15 protein-coding genes are annotated in these 14339 nt (G+C 70.5%); 11 read left to right on the top strand and 4 right to left on the bottom strand.

The features are described from left to right. Positions 1-17: 17 nt before the first annotated feature. Both MRBLWO14_RS09675 and MRBLWO14_RS09670 read left to right on the top strand, forming a co-directional pair. A complete protein-coding gene (locus tag MRBLWO14_RS09675; RefSeq protein WP_341932944.1) occupies positions 18-779 on the top strand; it encodes an aldolase/citrate lyase family protein in 762 nt (253 codons plus the stop codon). A 119-nt stretch (positions 780-898) separates the two neighbouring features. Further along, the gene (locus tag MRBLWO14_RS09670; RefSeq protein ID WP_341932943.1) at positions 899-1348 is read left to right on the top strand and encodes a carboxymuconolactone decarboxylase family protein; all 450 of its coding nucleotides are present in this window, start codon (positions 899-901) and stop codon (positions 1346-1348) included. Between the two features lie 47 nt (positions 1349-1395). On the opposite strand, the gene MRBLWO14_RS09665 is transcribed toward MRBLWO14_RS09670, so the two are convergent. Next, on the bottom strand, positions 1396-1923 hold the full coding sequence (locus MRBLWO14_RS09665) for a hypothetical protein (RefSeq protein ID WP_341932942.1): 528 nt from the start codon (positions 1921-1923) through the stop codon (positions 1396-1398). 136 nt (positions 1924-2059) lie between these two features. On the opposite strand from MRBLWO14_RS09665, the gene MRBLWO14_RS09660 reads away from it, so the two are divergent. Beyond that, positions 2060-3094, top strand: coding sequence for an iron-containing redox enzyme family protein (locus MRBLWO14_RS09660; protein WP_341932941.1), 1035 nt, complete (start codon positions 2060-2062; stop codon positions 3092-3094). Continuing rightward, positions 3091-3297, top strand: coding sequence for a CDGSH iron-sulfur domain-containing protein (locus MRBLWO14_RS09655; protein WP_341932940.1), 207 nt, complete (start codon positions 3091-3093; stop codon positions 3295-3297). The genes MRBLWO14_RS09660 and MRBLWO14_RS09655 overlap by 4 nt, the downstream gene beginning before the upstream one ends. A gap of 127 nt (positions 3298-3424) precedes the next feature. Here MRBLWO14_RS09655 and MRBLWO14_RS09650 read toward each other — a convergent pair whose 3' ends face one another. Both MRBLWO14_RS09650 and MRBLWO14_RS09645 read right to left on the bottom strand, forming a co-directional pair. Beyond that, on the bottom strand, positions 3425-4327 hold the full coding sequence (locus MRBLWO14_RS09650) for a hypothetical protein (protein WP_341932939.1): 903 nt from the start codon (positions 4325-4327) through the stop codon (positions 3425-3427). A 76-nt stretch (positions 4328-4403) separates the two neighbouring features. Beyond that, a complete protein-coding gene (locus tag MRBLWO14_RS09645) occupies positions 4404-5627 on the bottom strand; it encodes an ATP-binding protein (RefSeq protein ID WP_341932938.1) in 1224 nt (407 codons plus the stop codon). Positions 5628-5774: 147 nt separating this feature from the next. On the opposite strand from MRBLWO14_RS09645, the gene MRBLWO14_RS09640 reads away from it, so the two are divergent. The 7 genes from MRBLWO14_RS09640 to MRBLWO14_RS09610 all read left to right on the top strand — a co-directional run bounded on the left by MRBLWO14_RS09640 (position 5775) and on the right by MRBLWO14_RS09610 (position 13096). Then, positions 5775-6452, top strand: a complete 678-nt coding sequence (locus tag MRBLWO14_RS09640) for a response regulator transcription factor (protein ID WP_341932937.1) — start codon at positions 5775-5777, stop codon at positions 6450-6452. Beyond that, complete coding sequence (locus MRBLWO14_RS09635; RefSeq protein WP_341932936.1) at positions 6445-7770, top strand: ATP-binding protein; 1326 nt, start codon at positions 6445-6447, stop codon at positions 7768-7770. Before MRBLWO14_RS09640 ends, MRBLWO14_RS09635 begins: the two co-directional genes overlap by 8 nt. Before the next feature lie 234 nt (positions 7771-8004). Then, a complete protein-coding gene (locus tag MRBLWO14_RS09630; protein WP_341932935.1) occupies positions 8005-8853 on the top strand; it encodes a hypothetical protein in 849 nt (282 codons plus the stop codon). A 209-nt stretch (positions 8854-9062) separates the two neighbouring features. Continuing rightward, positions 9063-9290, top strand: a complete 228-nt coding sequence (locus tag MRBLWO14_RS09625) for an RNA-binding S4 domain-containing protein (protein WP_341932934.1) — start codon at positions 9063-9065, stop codon at positions 9288-9290. A 103-nt stretch (positions 9291-9393) separates the two neighbouring features. After that, entirely contained in the window at positions 9394-11199 is a 1806-nt protein-coding gene (locus MRBLWO14_RS09620) for a glycoside hydrolase family 15 protein (protein ID WP_341932933.1), read from the top strand. Between the two features lie 71 nt (positions 11200-11270). After that, on the top strand, positions 11271-12167 hold the full coding sequence (locus MRBLWO14_RS09615) for an SDR family oxidoreductase (protein ID WP_341932932.1): 897 nt from the start codon (positions 11271-11273) through the stop codon (positions 12165-12167). Positions 12168-12310: 143 nt separating this feature from the next. Further along, positions 12311-13096, top strand: a complete 786-nt coding sequence (locus tag MRBLWO14_RS09610) for a DNA/RNA non-specific endonuclease (RefSeq protein ID WP_341932931.1) — start codon at positions 12311-12313, stop codon at positions 13094-13096. Positions 13097-13285: 189 nt separating this feature from the next. Here MRBLWO14_RS09610 and MRBLWO14_RS09605 read toward each other — a convergent pair whose 3' ends face one another. Then, the gene (locus MRBLWO14_RS09605; RefSeq protein WP_341932930.1) at positions 13286-14209 is read right to left on the bottom strand and encodes a zinc-binding dehydrogenase; all 924 of its coding nucleotides are present in this window, start codon (positions 14207-14209) and stop codon (positions 13286-13288) included. Between the last annotated feature and the right edge of the window lie 130 nt (positions 14210-14339).

Below are 14339 nucleotides of genomic sequence, written 5' to 3'. Positions count from 1 at the left end.
ACACCGAAAGGAACATCATGACTCACACACTCAAGCAGGGGGCCTGGCTCTCGGACGGCAGCAGCGCGATCGGGGAGATCGTCGCCGGACTCGGCTACGACTTCGTGGTGCTCGACATCGAGCACGGATCGTTCGACCTCGCGACCCTCGAGCGCTTCATCCCGCTGCTCAAGGGGCTCGGCCTCGAGGTCCTCTCGAAGGTGCTGGTGCCCGAGCGCGGCGCGATCCAGCAGGCCCTCGACTTCGGCTCGGACGGCGTCATCATCCCGCACATCGAGGGACTGGAGCACGCCAAGCGCATCACCGACTTCGCGAAGTTCCCGCCGCTCGGATCACGGAGCCTCGCGGGTGGTCGCACCATGGGCTACCGCGGCTACTCCGACGAGTGGATCGCCGCCCAGGACCGCGACATCAAGGTCTTCCCCATGGTGGAGGATCCACGGGCCCTGCGCGACGTCGAGGGCATCGCCGCCCTGCCCACGGTCGACGGCATCTTCATCGGCCCCGGCGACCTCGCGGCCATGAGCGGTCGCGGCGCGTACCGGCAGACCGAGGCCGACTTCGACGACTTCCGCCGCGTGATCGCCGCCGCACGCGCGAACGGCAAGCCGTGGGTGCTCCCGGCCTGGACCACGATCGAGAAGGAGTTCGCGATCGCCGAGAACGCCGACTACGTGCTGCTGACCATGCAGCACGCCGCGATCTCGGAGGGCTACGGCAACGCGCGCACCCTCATGGACGGGCTCATCGCCGACGCATCCGTCTCCGTCGCCTCCTGATCGGCCGCCCCCGGAGCCCCGCTCCGGGGGCGTTCTCCGATCCCGCCCTCACACTCCGACTCCCTGCGTCGTCATATCGGTGGAGGCGCATCCGGCGCCCCGAGAACCAAGGAGACGACGTGTCGCACGTGAACATCGGCAAGATCTACTCTGCCCCTTATCGGGCGATGCTCGAGTTCAACGACCAGGCGGTCGCCGCGGGAGTGGATGCCGGGCTCTCGCCGCTGCTCGTCGAACTCGTGAAGGTGCGCGCATCGCAGATCAACGGCTGCGCGTTCTGTCTGCGGATGCACAGCGCCGATGCCGTGAAGGCCGGGGAGACCGCCGACCGGCTCGCAGTCGTCGCCGGGTGGTGGGAGTCGCAGTACTTCAGCCCCGAGGAGCAGGCAGCGCTGCAGATCGCCGAGCGGGTGACGATGATCGGCGACCACGCCCGCCTCCCCGACCGGGGCGTCGACGTCGACGGCGTGCTCAGCGAGAAGCAGATCGCCGCCGTGACGTGGCTCGCCGTGGTCATCAACAGCTGGAACCGCATCGCGATCAGCAGCCACTACCCCGTGCATCCCTGATCCAGGATCGCCCGATCGCTGGGCGGGCAGGTCACTGGGCGGGCAGGTCACTGGGCGGGCAGGCAGCCGCCGTCCATGATGTAGCCGCCCACGTCGACCGTGACCACGTCGGCGCGGAGCTCGCCGAACACGCAGCCGCCCTCGGGGGCCGCGGCGCCGAACGCCACGGCACGCTCATCGCCCATCACCTGCGGGTCGACGAGGCCGGCGTCGTCGAGAGCCTGCTCGACGGCGTCGAGCGAGATGCTGCCGGAAGCCTGCAGCGTTTCGAGGCTGCGCTGCAGATCGGCTGCGGGCTGTGCGGCGGCCGCCCGGGCGTCCTCGTCGAGATCCATCCGCTCCCGGTGCCGATCGTTCTGCGCCATCGCGTGGTCGGGGTCGTACGGCGCGCACTCGGGCGGCAGCGTCTGCCCCTCCACCAGCGGGCACGCCACTGTCGGCGTCGGGGTGGGACTCGGAGTGGGCGGTGCGGCTCCCGGCCCCGTCGCGGTGGCGCATCCGCCCAGCAGCAGCATGGTCGCGAGAACGAGCGGCACGCCTGCCCGTCTCGCCGCATCCCCCCGGATCCCGGTCATGCCGCCATGCAACCACATCGCCTGCACCCCGTCGAGCGTCGCGTGCTTCCGCACAGCACCACTCCACGTCAAGACCCTTTGTCACCCTCGCGCGAGGGCGCACACTGCGAGCATCCGACCGATGGGAGCATCACCGATGACTGCGCTCGCACACTCCACCCTCGACACCGTCACGGCGCGGGGTCCGATCAGCGAGGCCGTGCTCGGCCGCCTCCGCGGGCATGCCGACACCGGGCCGGCGGATGCCGCGCGCGCCGCGCTGCCGACGGTCTCCGATGTCGTCCGAGACGACGACGTGCAGCTGTCGCTGTTCCTGCTGTACGCGTCGTCGTACGGCTCCTTGCCCGGTCTCGACCCCGACCTGGAGTGGGACGCAGAGCTGATCGCCGCCCGCCGGATCCTCGAGGAGGCGTTCGAGGCGGCCCTGCGCGCGCAAGTGCCGCAGCCGGAGTCGCCCGAGCCGACGGTGGATGCCGTGGGCCGCGCCCTGTTCGCGCTCGCTGCGGCCGACACCGGCCCGAGCCTGTCGCGGTACATGGCGAGGAAGGCGACCCGCGAGAACGCCGTGGAGATGTTCATCCAGCGGTCGATCTACACGCTGCGCGAGGCCGACCCGCACTCCTGGGCGATCCCGCGGCTGCACGGTCGGGCGAAGGCGGCGCTCGTGGAGATCCAGACCGACGAGTACGGCGGCGGCCGACCCGACCGCGTGCACGCCACGATCTTCGCGCGGGCGATGCGCGGCATGGGCCTCGACGACACCTACGGCACCTACGTCGACGACGTGCCGGCGATCACGTTCGCCTCGCACAACCTCATGTCGATGTTCGGGCTGAACCGGCGGCTGGTCGGCGCGATCGTCGGACACCTCGCCGCCTACGAGATGACCTCGTCGATCCCGTGCCGTCTGTACGCCGACGGGCTGCGCCGGCTCGGCTACCCCGACGACGTCACCGACTACTTCGACGAGCACGTCGAGGCGGATGCCGTGCACGAGCAGATCGCCGGGCGCGACCTCGCCGGCGCCCTCGCCGAAGACCACCCGGAGCTGCTCGACGACATCATGTTCGGCGCCTCGGCATGCCTGACGGTCGACGGATGGATGGGCGGACACATCCTCGACGCCTGGCAGCGCGGCGAGTCGTCGCTGCGCACGGGGGCGCGGGCATGAGTCGCGCGGCCGACGACGTCACGATCACGGCGTACCCCGACGGACCCCTGCTGGTCAGAGGGGCCGCCGTGCTGCAGACCGTCGACGGCGAGACGATCGAGGTCACGCGACCGACCGTCGCCCTGTGCCGGTGCGGGCTCTCGACGATCAAGCCGTTCTGCGACGGCACGCACAAGGCATCCGGGTTCCGCACCGACGTCTGACGCCCGGCATCCGCATCCGTTCCGCATCCGTTCCGCATCCGTTGCGCAGGAGATCGCACGTAACGAAGGACGGATGCCGGCATCCGGTCCTTCGTTGCGTGTGATCTCCTTCGCTGCGCGCGCCGGGTCACCACTCCCACTCGATCGCGATGCTCCCCGGGCCGAAGTCGAACTCGATGTGCGAGGCGCAGCCGCCGATGAGCGAGACCGGGAAGGAGCGTTCGACACCGTCCTGCTGCGTCGTCGCCCAGCACCGGCGCGGAAGCCGCTCGTCGTCGAAGTAGATGAATACGCCGACCTCGGCCTCACGCCGCACGGCCACGAGAGACTGGATCTCGCTGATCGCATCGTCGGCGTACCGGTGGTCGAAGGTCTCCCACTCCGTCATCACCAGCTCGCCGCGGCGGAGCGGCGCCTTCAACCGCACCATCGGCCGGATGACGCGCTGTGCCATGTCGACGACCACGTCGACGAGATCGCAGCCGAGCACGGCGCGGACGCCGGGAGCCTGCGTCTCGCCGGGCTCGACCGTGACGAACACCGCGACCTCCCGGGCTCCGTCGATCCTCGCCTGCCAGACGTTCCTGGCGACGTTGCGTGAGAGCAGGCCCTCGGCATCCACGTAGGTCATCAGCGTCGACGAGCGCTCCGACAGCTGTCGTGGCGCGCTCTCGTCGGTGACCTCGTTGTGCTCGAGCCCGACGAAGCTCGCGAACGGCACGTTCCCGTCTGCCGGAACACGGCGACGGGGCACGAGCTTGCCGGCGAGCACTCCGTCGTCGAGCCGCAGCAGATCCTCGAGCTCGTGCACGACGTCGGCGGAGGCGTCGGTGCCGGGGATGCGCGCCCCCGACTGCCAGTGCGACAGCGCGGCGACGCTCACCTCGTGGCCACGGTCCCTCAGCCGCTGCTGCAGCGTCCTCAGCGACATGCCCCGGCGGCGCACGGCGTTGCGGAGGATCGTCGCGAAGTCGTCGTCGCCCGCGTGCTCGTCGTCGCCCATCACGCCCTCCCCACCAGGGTCCGTCACCGGTCGCTGCACCGGATACCGAGATTCTGGCAGAGCTCGAGTCGCCCTCTCCGCTTCGTTTCGTTCGGGCCGTCCTTCAACGCGCCGGTCGGCGCTTTCGCTTCTGCACCTCGGGCACCATCAAGGTCGGAACCGCGCGCATCATGAACTTGTCGAAGTCGGGAACCGTGAACGCCGCGTAGCCGTGCTCCGGGGTGTAGAGCAGGCCCATGTCGATGAGCTCTGCTCGCGTGGGTCCCAGCTGGGTGGATTCGCGGCCCATCAGCCTGGCCACATCGGACGCCTTCTGCGCCGCAGGTCCGAGCTGTGCCATGGCGCGCATGTAGGCGGTCTGCAACGGGGTGGCGCGATCCAGTCGCACTCGGAAGAAGGAGGCGTCGAGTTTCGCCTCGTATCCCTCCCGAGCGTCGAGAACGTCCGCACGAGTGATCGGCGATCCTTCCGCGATCTCCCACACCTGATATCCGAGCTCCTGAAGGAAGAACGGATACCCCTGCGTGATGTGAATGGCGAGAGCCACCGCATCCGGTTCGTACTCCACTCCTTCCGCTCGCGACGGCTCGACGAGAGCCTCGCGCGCGCTCCCCTCGTCGAGAGAATCGATCTTCGGAAACTGGAACAGTCGCTCGGCATACGACTTCGCATCACCCGCGAGCTCCGCGATCTGCGGGAGACCGGCTCCCACGAAGGTGATGGGCAGTTTCCGTTGCACCGTCTTGTGGATCGCCTGAATGAGAGCCTCGAGCTGCCTCGCGCTGAGGAACTGCACCTCGTCGATGAGGATGGCGACGCCCCGCCCATGTTCCTGGGCGGCCTCTCCTACCGCGACGAGGACATCGGTGAGGTCCATGCCGAGCTCTCCATGGTCCGCGAAGCCCTCCGCCGCCTCGACGTCCCAGGACAGCGACCATGCACCCTGTTGATCGACAGAGAGCGCGAAGGAGGTGACGACCGCGGCGGCGCGGCGCATTCTGTCCGTCCACTTCGCCCTCGGGGAGAGCCTGAGCAGGGTGGCTTTGAGCAAGGAGGCCATGTTCTGTCGAAACCGCGTGTCGTCGTGCTTGCTGGCCTCGATCTCGACCACTTCCCATCGCTCGGACCGCGCGATGTCACCGAATTCGTTCAGCAGGACCGTCTTGCCCACGCCGCGCAGCCCGGTGATCACCATCGACTGATGCGTCTTGCCGCGGGCCAGTCGCTGCAGGAGGGTTCGAAACGCCCTGATCTGCTCTTCCCGCCCGACGACGATGTCGGGCGAGGCACCCGCATTGGGAGTGTATGGATTGAGAACGCTGTCCATCGAGCCTCTCTTTCAAGCTTTAGCCCACTTTATTGAGATGAGATAAAGACGAACGAGCGGACGGCGACCGCGGTATCGCCATTCCGGTACAGCGCGTTCGGGCCGTCCTTCAGCGCGGATTCAGCGCGCGGCCACCACACTGGAGGAATGCGGATCCTGGTGGTGGACGACGAGGTGCGCCTCGCCGACGCCGTGCGGCGGGGGCTCGAGGCGGAGGGCTTCGCCGTCGACGTCGCGCACAACGGCGTCGACGGGCTGTGGCGTGCGCGGGAGACCCGCTACGACGCGATCGTGCTCGACCTCATGATGCCGGGGATGAGCGGCTGGAAGGTCTGCGAGGCGCTGCGCGCGGAGGAGAACTGGACCCCCGTGCTCATGCTCACCGCGAAGGACGGCGAGTGGGATCAGGTCGAGGCGCTCGAGAGCGGCGCCGACGACTACGTCACGAAGCCGTTCTCGTTCGCGATCCTCGTCGCGCGCCTCCGCGCGCTCGTCCGGCGGGGAGCGGTCGCCCGGCCGGCGGTCCTCGAAGCGGGTGATCTGCGTCTCGACCCCGCCGCGCACCGCGTGTGGCGCGGCGACATCGCCATCACCCTCACGGCCCGCGAGTTCGCGGTGCTCGAGCATCTGATGCGGCACCGCGGCCAGGTGCTCTCGAAGCGCTCCCTCATCGACGGCGTCTGGGACGACGACTTCGACGGCGACCCGAACATCGTCGAGGTGTACGTCGGCCACCTGCGCCGCAAAGTCGACAAGCCGTTCGGCCGCGAGGCGATCGAGACCATCCGCGGCGCCGGATACCGGTTGGCGGCCGACGGTGGGTAGCCGCGGCTGGCGCTCCGTTCGGGGCAGGACGACGCTCGGCGCCACGGCCGTGGTCGCCGTCGCGCTGATCGTCGGAGCGTTCTCGTTCTACGGCATCCTGACCACCAGCATCCGCGCCAGCACCGAGCGTGCCGCCGAACAGCGCGTGGAAGAGCTCGCCGACCGGCTCGACGGACCGGGCGGCCGCGACATCCGCACCCTCGACGACGAGATCGTGCAGATCATCGGCCCGGACGGCGTCGTGCGCGCGGCGAGCGAAGAGGCACAGGACGAGCTGGGCTCGACCGCGCTGCCCTCCGACGGCGACACGCACACCAGGACGATCGACGGCACGCCGATGCTCGTGGTGTCGGAGGACCTGCGCGACGATCAGACGATCGTGCTCGCGGTGCGTCTGGACGACGACGACGAAGCGCTCTCGACCGTGGCGGTGCTGCTGATCGTGGCCGTCCCTCTGCTGCTGATCCTCGTGGCGGTCACGACGTGGCTCGTCGTCGGACGCGCCCTGCGGCCCGTGAACCGCATCCGCGAAGAGGTCGACGGCATCACCGCCGAACGCCTGCACCGCCGCGTCGAAGTGCCACCGTCGGCCGACGAGGTCGCCGCGCTCGCCACCACCATGAACGGGATGCTGGACAGGCTCGACGCCTCAGCCACCGCCCAGCGGCGCTTCGTATCCGACGCCTCGCACGAGCTGCGATCGCCCCTCGCGACCATCCGCCAGCACGCCGAGCTCGCCCAGGCGCACCCGGGCACCACCAGCATCGGCGAACTGGCCGAGGTCGTGTCGGAGGAGGGGCTGCGCCTGCAGGGCATCGTCGAGTCGCTGCTGCTGCTCGCCCGCCTCGACGAGGGTGCGGGCTCCCATGCCGAGCCCGTCGACCTCGACGACATCGCGCTCGGCGAGGTGCGGCGGCTGCGGGCGTCCGGCCTCGACGTCGACGGCTCGGGCATCGCGGCAGCGCGAGTCCATGGCGACCCCCGTCTGCTCGGACAGCTGCTGCGCAACCTCGCCGACAACGCCGCCCGGCACAGCCGCGGACGCCTCGCGATCGGCGTCACGCCCGCCGACCGGCACGTGTTCGTCACGGTCGAGGACGACGGCGCCGGCGTTCCCCCCGAGGAACGCGAGCGGATCTTCGAACGCTTCGTGCGACTCGACGAGGCCAGGAGCCGGGATGCCGGGGGCAGCGGCCTCGGACTCGCCATCGTCCGCGCGATCGCCACCGCCGCCGGCGGTTCCGTCACGGTCGACGACTCGCGTTGGGGCGGGGCGCGCTTCGTCGTGACGCTGCCCCTCGCCCATCCGGGTCGGTGAGCGCGCCGCACGGCCCTCGCCGCGTTTCGTCTCGCTCCGGCTCGCTCAACGACCCGCGGGTGCCCTGTGCCGCGCCGGGTCGATGAGGGGAAACGTCGCCACACGGGTCGTTGAGCGAGGAGCGCAGCGACGAGACGAAACGCGGTACGCGCCGCACGGCCCTCGCCGCGTTCCTGAAAAGGGCTTCAGGTCGCTTCAGGATCGCTTCAGCGCCCCTCCGACACCATCGGAGACATGAACGACAAGACCCCGAACCAGGACCACAGCTCCGACGAGACCACCCCGATCTCGTCGCCGGATGCCCCGACGGTGCCCGTCGCTCCGGCATCCGCCACTCCGGCATCCCCCGAACCCGCTGCCGCGGCGCCCGGGCCCGCGCCCGCCGAGCCCGCCCCCGCGGCGAGGAACGGTCGCAAGCGCGGCCTGCTGATCGGCGGCGGAGTGCTCGCCGCCCTGCTGCTCGCGGGCGGCGGTGTCGCGGTCGGCGCGGCCATCGGCGACGAGTTCGACGACGACGACGACCGTCCGGGCTTCTCCGACGGACCGCGCGACGACGACGGCCCCGCCCAAGGCCCGCAGGACGGACGCCCCGGCGACGACCGCGGCGGCGACCGCCGCGACGACGACGGCCCGGGTGCAGGACCGGGCAAGGGCCCCGTGGCGGGCATCGGCACGGCATCCGCCGACGAGCTCGTCGACATCGCGAACGCGGCGCGCGGCGCGGCCGACGGCGAAGTCACCTCGATCGACGCCAAGCGCGACGGCGCGTGGGAGGTCGAGCTGACGACCGCGACCGGCGGCGAGACCGAGGTCCGCGTGGATGCGGAGGGGACGGCGGCGGTGGTCTCCTCGCAGGACGAGGACGATGACGACACCGCCCCCGCGTACGTTCTCGACGACGCGGCGATCCGCGCGCTCGTCGCCGCCGCACTCGACGAGGCGGACGGCCTGATCACCGACCTCGACGCCGACGACGACGCGTCCAGCCCGTACGACGCCCAGGTCGTGACCGACGACCGCCGGTCGATCGACATCGACTTCGACGCCGAATTCGCGGTCGTCGGCACCGATTCCGACGACTGACCCGTCACCGAGCCCGCCCTTTCACACTGGGGCGGGCGACGTGTGAACGCGATCGTGGTCTTCTTGTACCGCGATCGCAAACGGCCGGGGTGCCGACCGATCGTTCTCCCGCCGTCCTCCCCTCGTCGACGGCATTGGTGGGCGGAGCGCCTTCATCCGCTCCGCCCACCATCTCCCTCGCCCGCCGCCCTCGGCGATAGCATTCTGGGATGACGAACTCCGGCCCGATCGACGAGATCTCCATCGGCGGAGAGATGATCCGCCTCGGTCAGTTCCTGAAGTACTCGGGGCTGCTCGACTCGGGCGGAGACGCGAAAGAGGTCGTGATCGACGGCTTCGTGAAGGTGAACGGCGAGGTCGACAGGCGTCGAGGACGCCAGCTGCACGACGGCGACCTCGTGACGTTCGAGGGCCGAACGGTGCGCGTCCGCCCCTGACGGCCTCCTCGGCGCACGATCCTTCTGCGCACGCGCGTAACGCACACCCCCACCGCCGCGCAAGGTCTTTGCCCGTCGGCGCGTGCGGGTCGAGCATGAGGACATGCCGTCCTCCCCCTCCGTTCGACCGATCGATTCGTATGCGCCCATCGGCGACGGTCGCACGGTCGCGCTGATCGGCGACGACGGACGCGTGGACTGGCTGCCGCTCCCTGACCTCACCGACCTGCCCGTGTTCGCGCGGCTGCTCGACGACGAGACCGGCGGATGCTTCGAACTGCGGCCCGTCGCCGAGTTCCGTTCCGAGCGGCGGTACATCCCTGACACGAACGTGCTCGAGACGACCTTCACGACCGACGACGGCGTGGTGCGGGTGACCGACGCGATGGTCTCCGGCGTCGCCGGACGGATGCCGTGGGCCGAGCTCGCGCGACGCATCGACGGCGTCGAGGGCGAGGTCGCCCTGCGCTGGCGCGTGCAGCCGGGTTCGTCGCTGCAGACGGCATCCCCGTGGCTGGAGCGCACGCAGCACGGCGACGTGATCCGGAGCGGGAAGACCGCGTTCGGCCTGACCGGGTTCGAGCACGGTCCGGCCGACCCCGACCCGACGGCGCCGCTCGGCGCCGAGCTCACCGGCGGGTTCACCGCGACCCCCGGATCCCGGCATCTGCTGGCCGTCGCCGCCACGCACGACGAGCCGCTGCATCTGCCCGACCCGTACAACGTCGACGACGGCATCGACCGCACGATCGAGCACTGGCAGCACTGGTCGCGGGTGTTCTCATACGACGGGCCGTGGGGCGAGCAGGTGCAGCGCAGCGCGCTCGCCCTCAAACTGCTGATCTACAGCCCTTCGGGAGCGATCGCCGCGGCCGCGACCACCTCGCTACCCGAGAATCCCGACGGCGGCAAGAACTGGGACTACCGGCACGCCTGGGTCCGCGACCTCGCGTACACGACGCACGCGCTCGTGCGCTTCGGGCTGCGCGAGGAGACGCACGCCGCCCTGTCGTGGCTGCTGCACACGATCCGCCGCCACGGCGACGATCTGCACGTCATGTACACGCTCGACGGCGGCCTCGTGCCGGAGCCCACCGAGTACGACGTGTCGGGGTGGAACGGCATCGGACCCGTCGTGACCGGGAATCCGGCGGGCGAGCAGCTGCAGCTCGGCGTCTACGGCGACCTCATGGCGATCTGCCGCACCTACGTCGACGCGGGCAACGTGCTCGACATCGGCACCGGACGGATGCTGTCGCAGATCGCCGACCGCACGTGCGACGTGTGGCGCAACCCCGACTCGGGAATGTGGGAGCTCCCGGAGGAGCGTCACTACACGTCGTCGAAGATGGGCTGCTGGAAAGCGCTGGAGGATGCTGTCGCCCTCGCCGAAGCGGGCGCCATTCCGGGGAGCGCCGAGCGCTGGCGGGCGGAGCGCGACCGCATCCGTCACTGGATCGACGAGCACTGCTGGTCGGAGGAGCGTTCCGCGTACGTCTTCTACGCCGGCGCCGACACCCTCGACGCGTCGGTGCTGCTGCACGCGCCGAGCGGTTTCGACCGCGGCGAGCGCATGTCGACGACGATCGACGCCCTGATCGAGGAGCTCGGGGCCGGCGCGCTGCTGTACCGCTACAGCGGCGTCTCGGCCGAGGAGAAGACGTTCGTCGCGTGCGCGTTCTGGCTGACCGAGGCGCTCGCGTGCGTCGGCCGGCACGAGGAGGCGCGGGAGCGGATGGACCAGCTCCTCGCCCTCGCGAACGACGTCGGCATCTACGCCGAGATGATCGACGCCGACGACGGCTCGGCCTGGGGCAACACCCCGCAGGCGCTGAGCCACCTGGCGTTCCTGACGGCGGCGATGACCATGCGCGAGGTCATGCCCGACGACCTGCTGCCCGACAGCTGACCGCACTCCGGGCGATCGAACGCCCGGATCGCAGACCGACCACAGACCGGAAAACAAGGAGAGGACACACCATGTCTCGTGACCAGTACACCTTCGTCAACCCTGCAGAGCTCTACTCCGACATCGAACCGCAGAAGCAGCAGATGCCCGAGCCGGGTCTCGACGCGGATCTCACCCCGAAGGCCGATCTCGGTGAGGAGTCGTACCGCGGCTCCGACCGCCTGAAGGGCCGCAAGGCGCTCATCACGGGCGGCGACTCCGGCATCGGTGCGGCCACGGCGATCGCGTTCGCCCGTGAGGGTGCGGACGTCGCCCTGTCGTACCTGCCCGAGGAGGAGGAGGATGCGGCGCGCATCGCCGGCATCCTGCGCGAAGCGGGTGCGAACGTCGCGACCATCCCCGGCGACCTGCGCGACCCCGAGTACTGCCGCACCCTGGTGTCCGAGGCCGTCGGCGCGCTCGGCGGGCTCGACATCCTCGTCAACAACGGCGGCAAGCAGATCTTCCAGGAGTCGCTGACCGACATCACCGACGAGCAGTTCGACGACACCTTCAAGACCAACGTCTACGCGATGTTCTGGATCACGAAGGCCGCCCTGCCGCACCTGAAGCCCGGGTCGACGATCATCAACACGACCTCGATCCAGGCGTACTCGCCGTCGGGCATCCTCGTCGACTACGCGTCGACCAAGGCGACGATCAACGCGTTCACGAAGGGTCTCGCAGACCAGCTCGCACCGAAGGGCATTCGCGTGAACGCCGTCGCGCCCGGCCCGATCTGGACGCCGCTGCAGCCGAGCGACGGCCAGCCGCAGGAGAAGATCGAGCAGTTCGGCGAGGAGACCCCGCTCGGACGCATGGGTCAGCCGGCCGAACTCGCGCCGGCCTATGTGTTCCTCGCGTCGGCCGAGTCGAGCTACGTCGCCGGTGAGACGCTCAATGTGAACGGCGGCATGCCCACCCCGTGATCGGGATGCGTCGGCTCGCACACTCGTGATGCCGAGACCCACCACCCTCGTCGAGACCCATCGCCCGATACGTCGGGGGCGGTGGGTCTCGGCGCAGCGGGTGGGTCTCGACGCCTGTCGGTGGGGCACGGCACGATGGGGTCATGGCCGACGGATACGACCTCGACTTCCTGCCCGCCCCCGTGCCGCTGCCCCTGCCGCCCGGCGCGGTGCGCGAGCTGACCTACCCCCGGTTCACGGTGCTGCTCCACCCGGAGCGCCGCCTCGCCGCGGTGACCGGGGTCAACATCGAGGGCTCGCGACTGCTCGACCTCGGGCGCTCGGGAGAGTGGCGCCTCGACCCCCGTGTCGACGCCGATCTGCAGACGGGACCGGAGGTGTACGCGCGCAACGACCTCGACCGCGGGCACCTCGTGCGGCGGCGGGACCCGGGCTGGGGCGGCGCGGCCGAGGCGCGCGAGGCCATGGAGGCGACGTTCTTCTATCCGAACGCCGCCCCGCAGGCAGCCGGGTTCAACCAGTCGAAGGAGCTGTGGCTCGGACTCGAGGACCACGTGCTCGCGTACGCGGAGTCGACGGATCAGCGCGTCTCGGTGTTCACGGCGCCCGTGCTCGGCGACGATGATCCGCCGTACCGCGGCATCCTCATCCCGCTGCGGTTCTGGAAGGTCGCCGCCTGGCAGGGGCCTGACGGGCTCGCCGCGGCCGGCTTCCTGCTCGACCAGTCGGATCTGGTCGATCTCTCGGAGGGTCTGCGTGCGGCGCCGCCGCTCGGCGGCTTCCGCACGTTCCAGGTCTCCGTCGCCGAGATCGCGCGTCTGACCGGGATCGACCTCGGTCCGCTGACGGATGCCGACGTGCTGCCGCGACGCACCGCGAGACCGACCGACCGCATCCCGCTCGCGACTCCCGCGGACATCGTGCTCTGACGCCCCACGGCGACTCCCGGCATACCGATAAGCAATCCCTCTTGCGCGCCGGGCGCAGGGGTGTCACGCTTGCGAAACAGCCATTCGCACCGCAATGCGGATGCTGCGGCGTCGCCCTTCGGCGATGCCAGGCGGGGCGCCCTTTCCGCCGCCTCCCCCGTGGTGGGGGCGTCCCGCCTGCAACGCGCCTCAGTCGTCGTGCGCGATTCGGAACACCGGGCGACCGGAGGTCCGCGCGCCACCCGATGCCACCCAGTCGGCCACCTCGGTCCAGGGCCGGATGTCGAGCGGGCCGACGTCGAGGTCCCGGTCCGCGGCCAGGTAGGCCATCTCCTCCGGCAGTCCTGGCTCGGATCCGAGGAAGAAGCTCGTGATGGAACGATCCGCGGTCGCGGGGTCTGCGACGAACGCGCCGTAGGGGAAGTGCTCGTCTGCGCCGGCCGCGTGCCCGAGCGCGATGGCCGTGCCTCCCGGTGCGAGCAGAGAGTAGGCGCGCACCAGCTCGTCGCCGCCGATGAGGTCGATCGCGCCGTGCACGCGGCCCTCGACGGCCTCGGTCGTACCGTGCACCTCGTGCGCACCGAGACGGCGGAGCTCCTCGTGCTGTCTTTCGTCGCGAGCCACCGCGACCACGTGCGCGCCCGAGCGCGCAGCGAGCTGCACCGCGACACGGCCGACGGCTCCGGTCGCGCCGACGATCAGCATCCGTCGTCCGAGCACCGAGCCGAGGCGCCGCACGGCGCGCAGCGCGCTGGTCGCCGGCACCGGCAGCGTCGCGAGGCGCTCGGGCGAGACGTCGTGCGGCGCCGACGCGGTCATGGTGTGCGGCACCGCTCTGCGCTCCGCCCATCCGCGTGCGGCGAGGCTGAGGAAGACGACCCGGTCCCCCGCTTGCGGTCCGAGCCCGTCCGCCGCGGCCTCGATCACCACACCGCTCCCGTCCCACCCCGGGATCGCGCCATCGGAGAGGGAGGGCAGCGCGGCGAGGTCCCCGGGATTCGGGGCGAACGCGTCGACGCGCACCAGCAGCTCATCGGGTCGCGGCGTCGGATCGGGCACGTCGGCGAGCGCCAGCCCGCCGGGTTCCTGCGCGTTCTTCGTCCAGGCCAGCATCGTTCCGTCCTCCCGTGTCGTTCTGTGGGGAGCAACCGGTCGCTCGGGAGGGGCATTCCCGTGCGCGGGCGTCAGCGGGAGCCGGATCGGGCATCGGCACGCAGACGGACGACGAGCAGGACCGCGCCCG

It is taken from the genome of Microbacterium sp. LWO14-1.2 (assembly GCF_038397715.1).
GTDB lineage: Bacteria > Actinomycetota > Actinomycetes > Actinomycetales > Microbacteriaceae > Microbacterium.
Note: the sequence above shows the minus strand (reverse complement) of the source record. Positions and strands in the feature narration are given on the sequence as shown.

Coding starts and splice junctions, on each gene's coding strand:
- MRBLWO14_RS09675 (WP_341932944.1), top strand. CDS start 18: ATGACTCACACACTCAAGCAGGGGGCCTGGCTCTCGGACGGCAGCAGC.
- MRBLWO14_RS09665 (WP_341932942.1), bottom strand. CDS start 1,923: ATGACCGGGATCCGGGGGGATGCGGCGAGACGGGCAGGCGTGCCGCTC.
- MRBLWO14_RS09660 (WP_341932941.1), top strand. CDS start 2,060: ATGACTGCGCTCGCACACTCCACCCTCGACACCGTCACGGCGCGGGGT.
- MRBLWO14_RS09655 (WP_341932940.1), top strand. CDS start 3,091: ATGAGTCGCGCGGCCGACGACGTCACGATCACGGCGTACCCCGACGGA.
- MRBLWO14_RS09645 (WP_341932938.1), bottom strand. CDS start 5,627: ATGGACAGCGTTCTCAATCCATACACTCCCAATGCGGGTGCCTCGCCC.
- MRBLWO14_RS09640 (WP_341932937.1), top strand. CDS start 5,775: ATGCGGATCCTGGTGGTGGACGACGAGGTGCGCCTCGCCGACGCCGTG.
- MRBLWO14_RS09630 (WP_341932935.1), top strand. CDS start 8,005: ATGAACGACAAGACCCCGAACCAGGACCACAGCTCCGACGAGACCACC.
- MRBLWO14_RS09625 (WP_341932934.1), top strand. CDS start 9,063: ATGACGAACTCCGGCCCGATCGACGAGATCTCCATCGGCGGAGAGATG.
- MRBLWO14_RS09620 (WP_341932933.1), top strand. CDS start 9,394: ATGCCGTCCTCCCCCTCCGTTCGACCGATCGATTCGTATGCGCCCATC.
- MRBLWO14_RS09615 (WP_341932932.1), top strand. CDS start 11,271: ATGTCTCGTGACCAGTACACCTTCGTCAACCCTGCAGAGCTCTACTCC.
- MRBLWO14_RS09610 (WP_341932931.1), top strand. CDS start 12,311: ATGGCCGACGGATACGACCTCGACTTCCTGCCCGCCCCCGTGCCGCTG.
- MRBLWO14_RS09605 (WP_341932930.1), bottom strand. CDS start 14,209: ATGCTGGCCTGGACGAAGAACGCGCAGGAACCCGGCGGGCTGGCGCTC.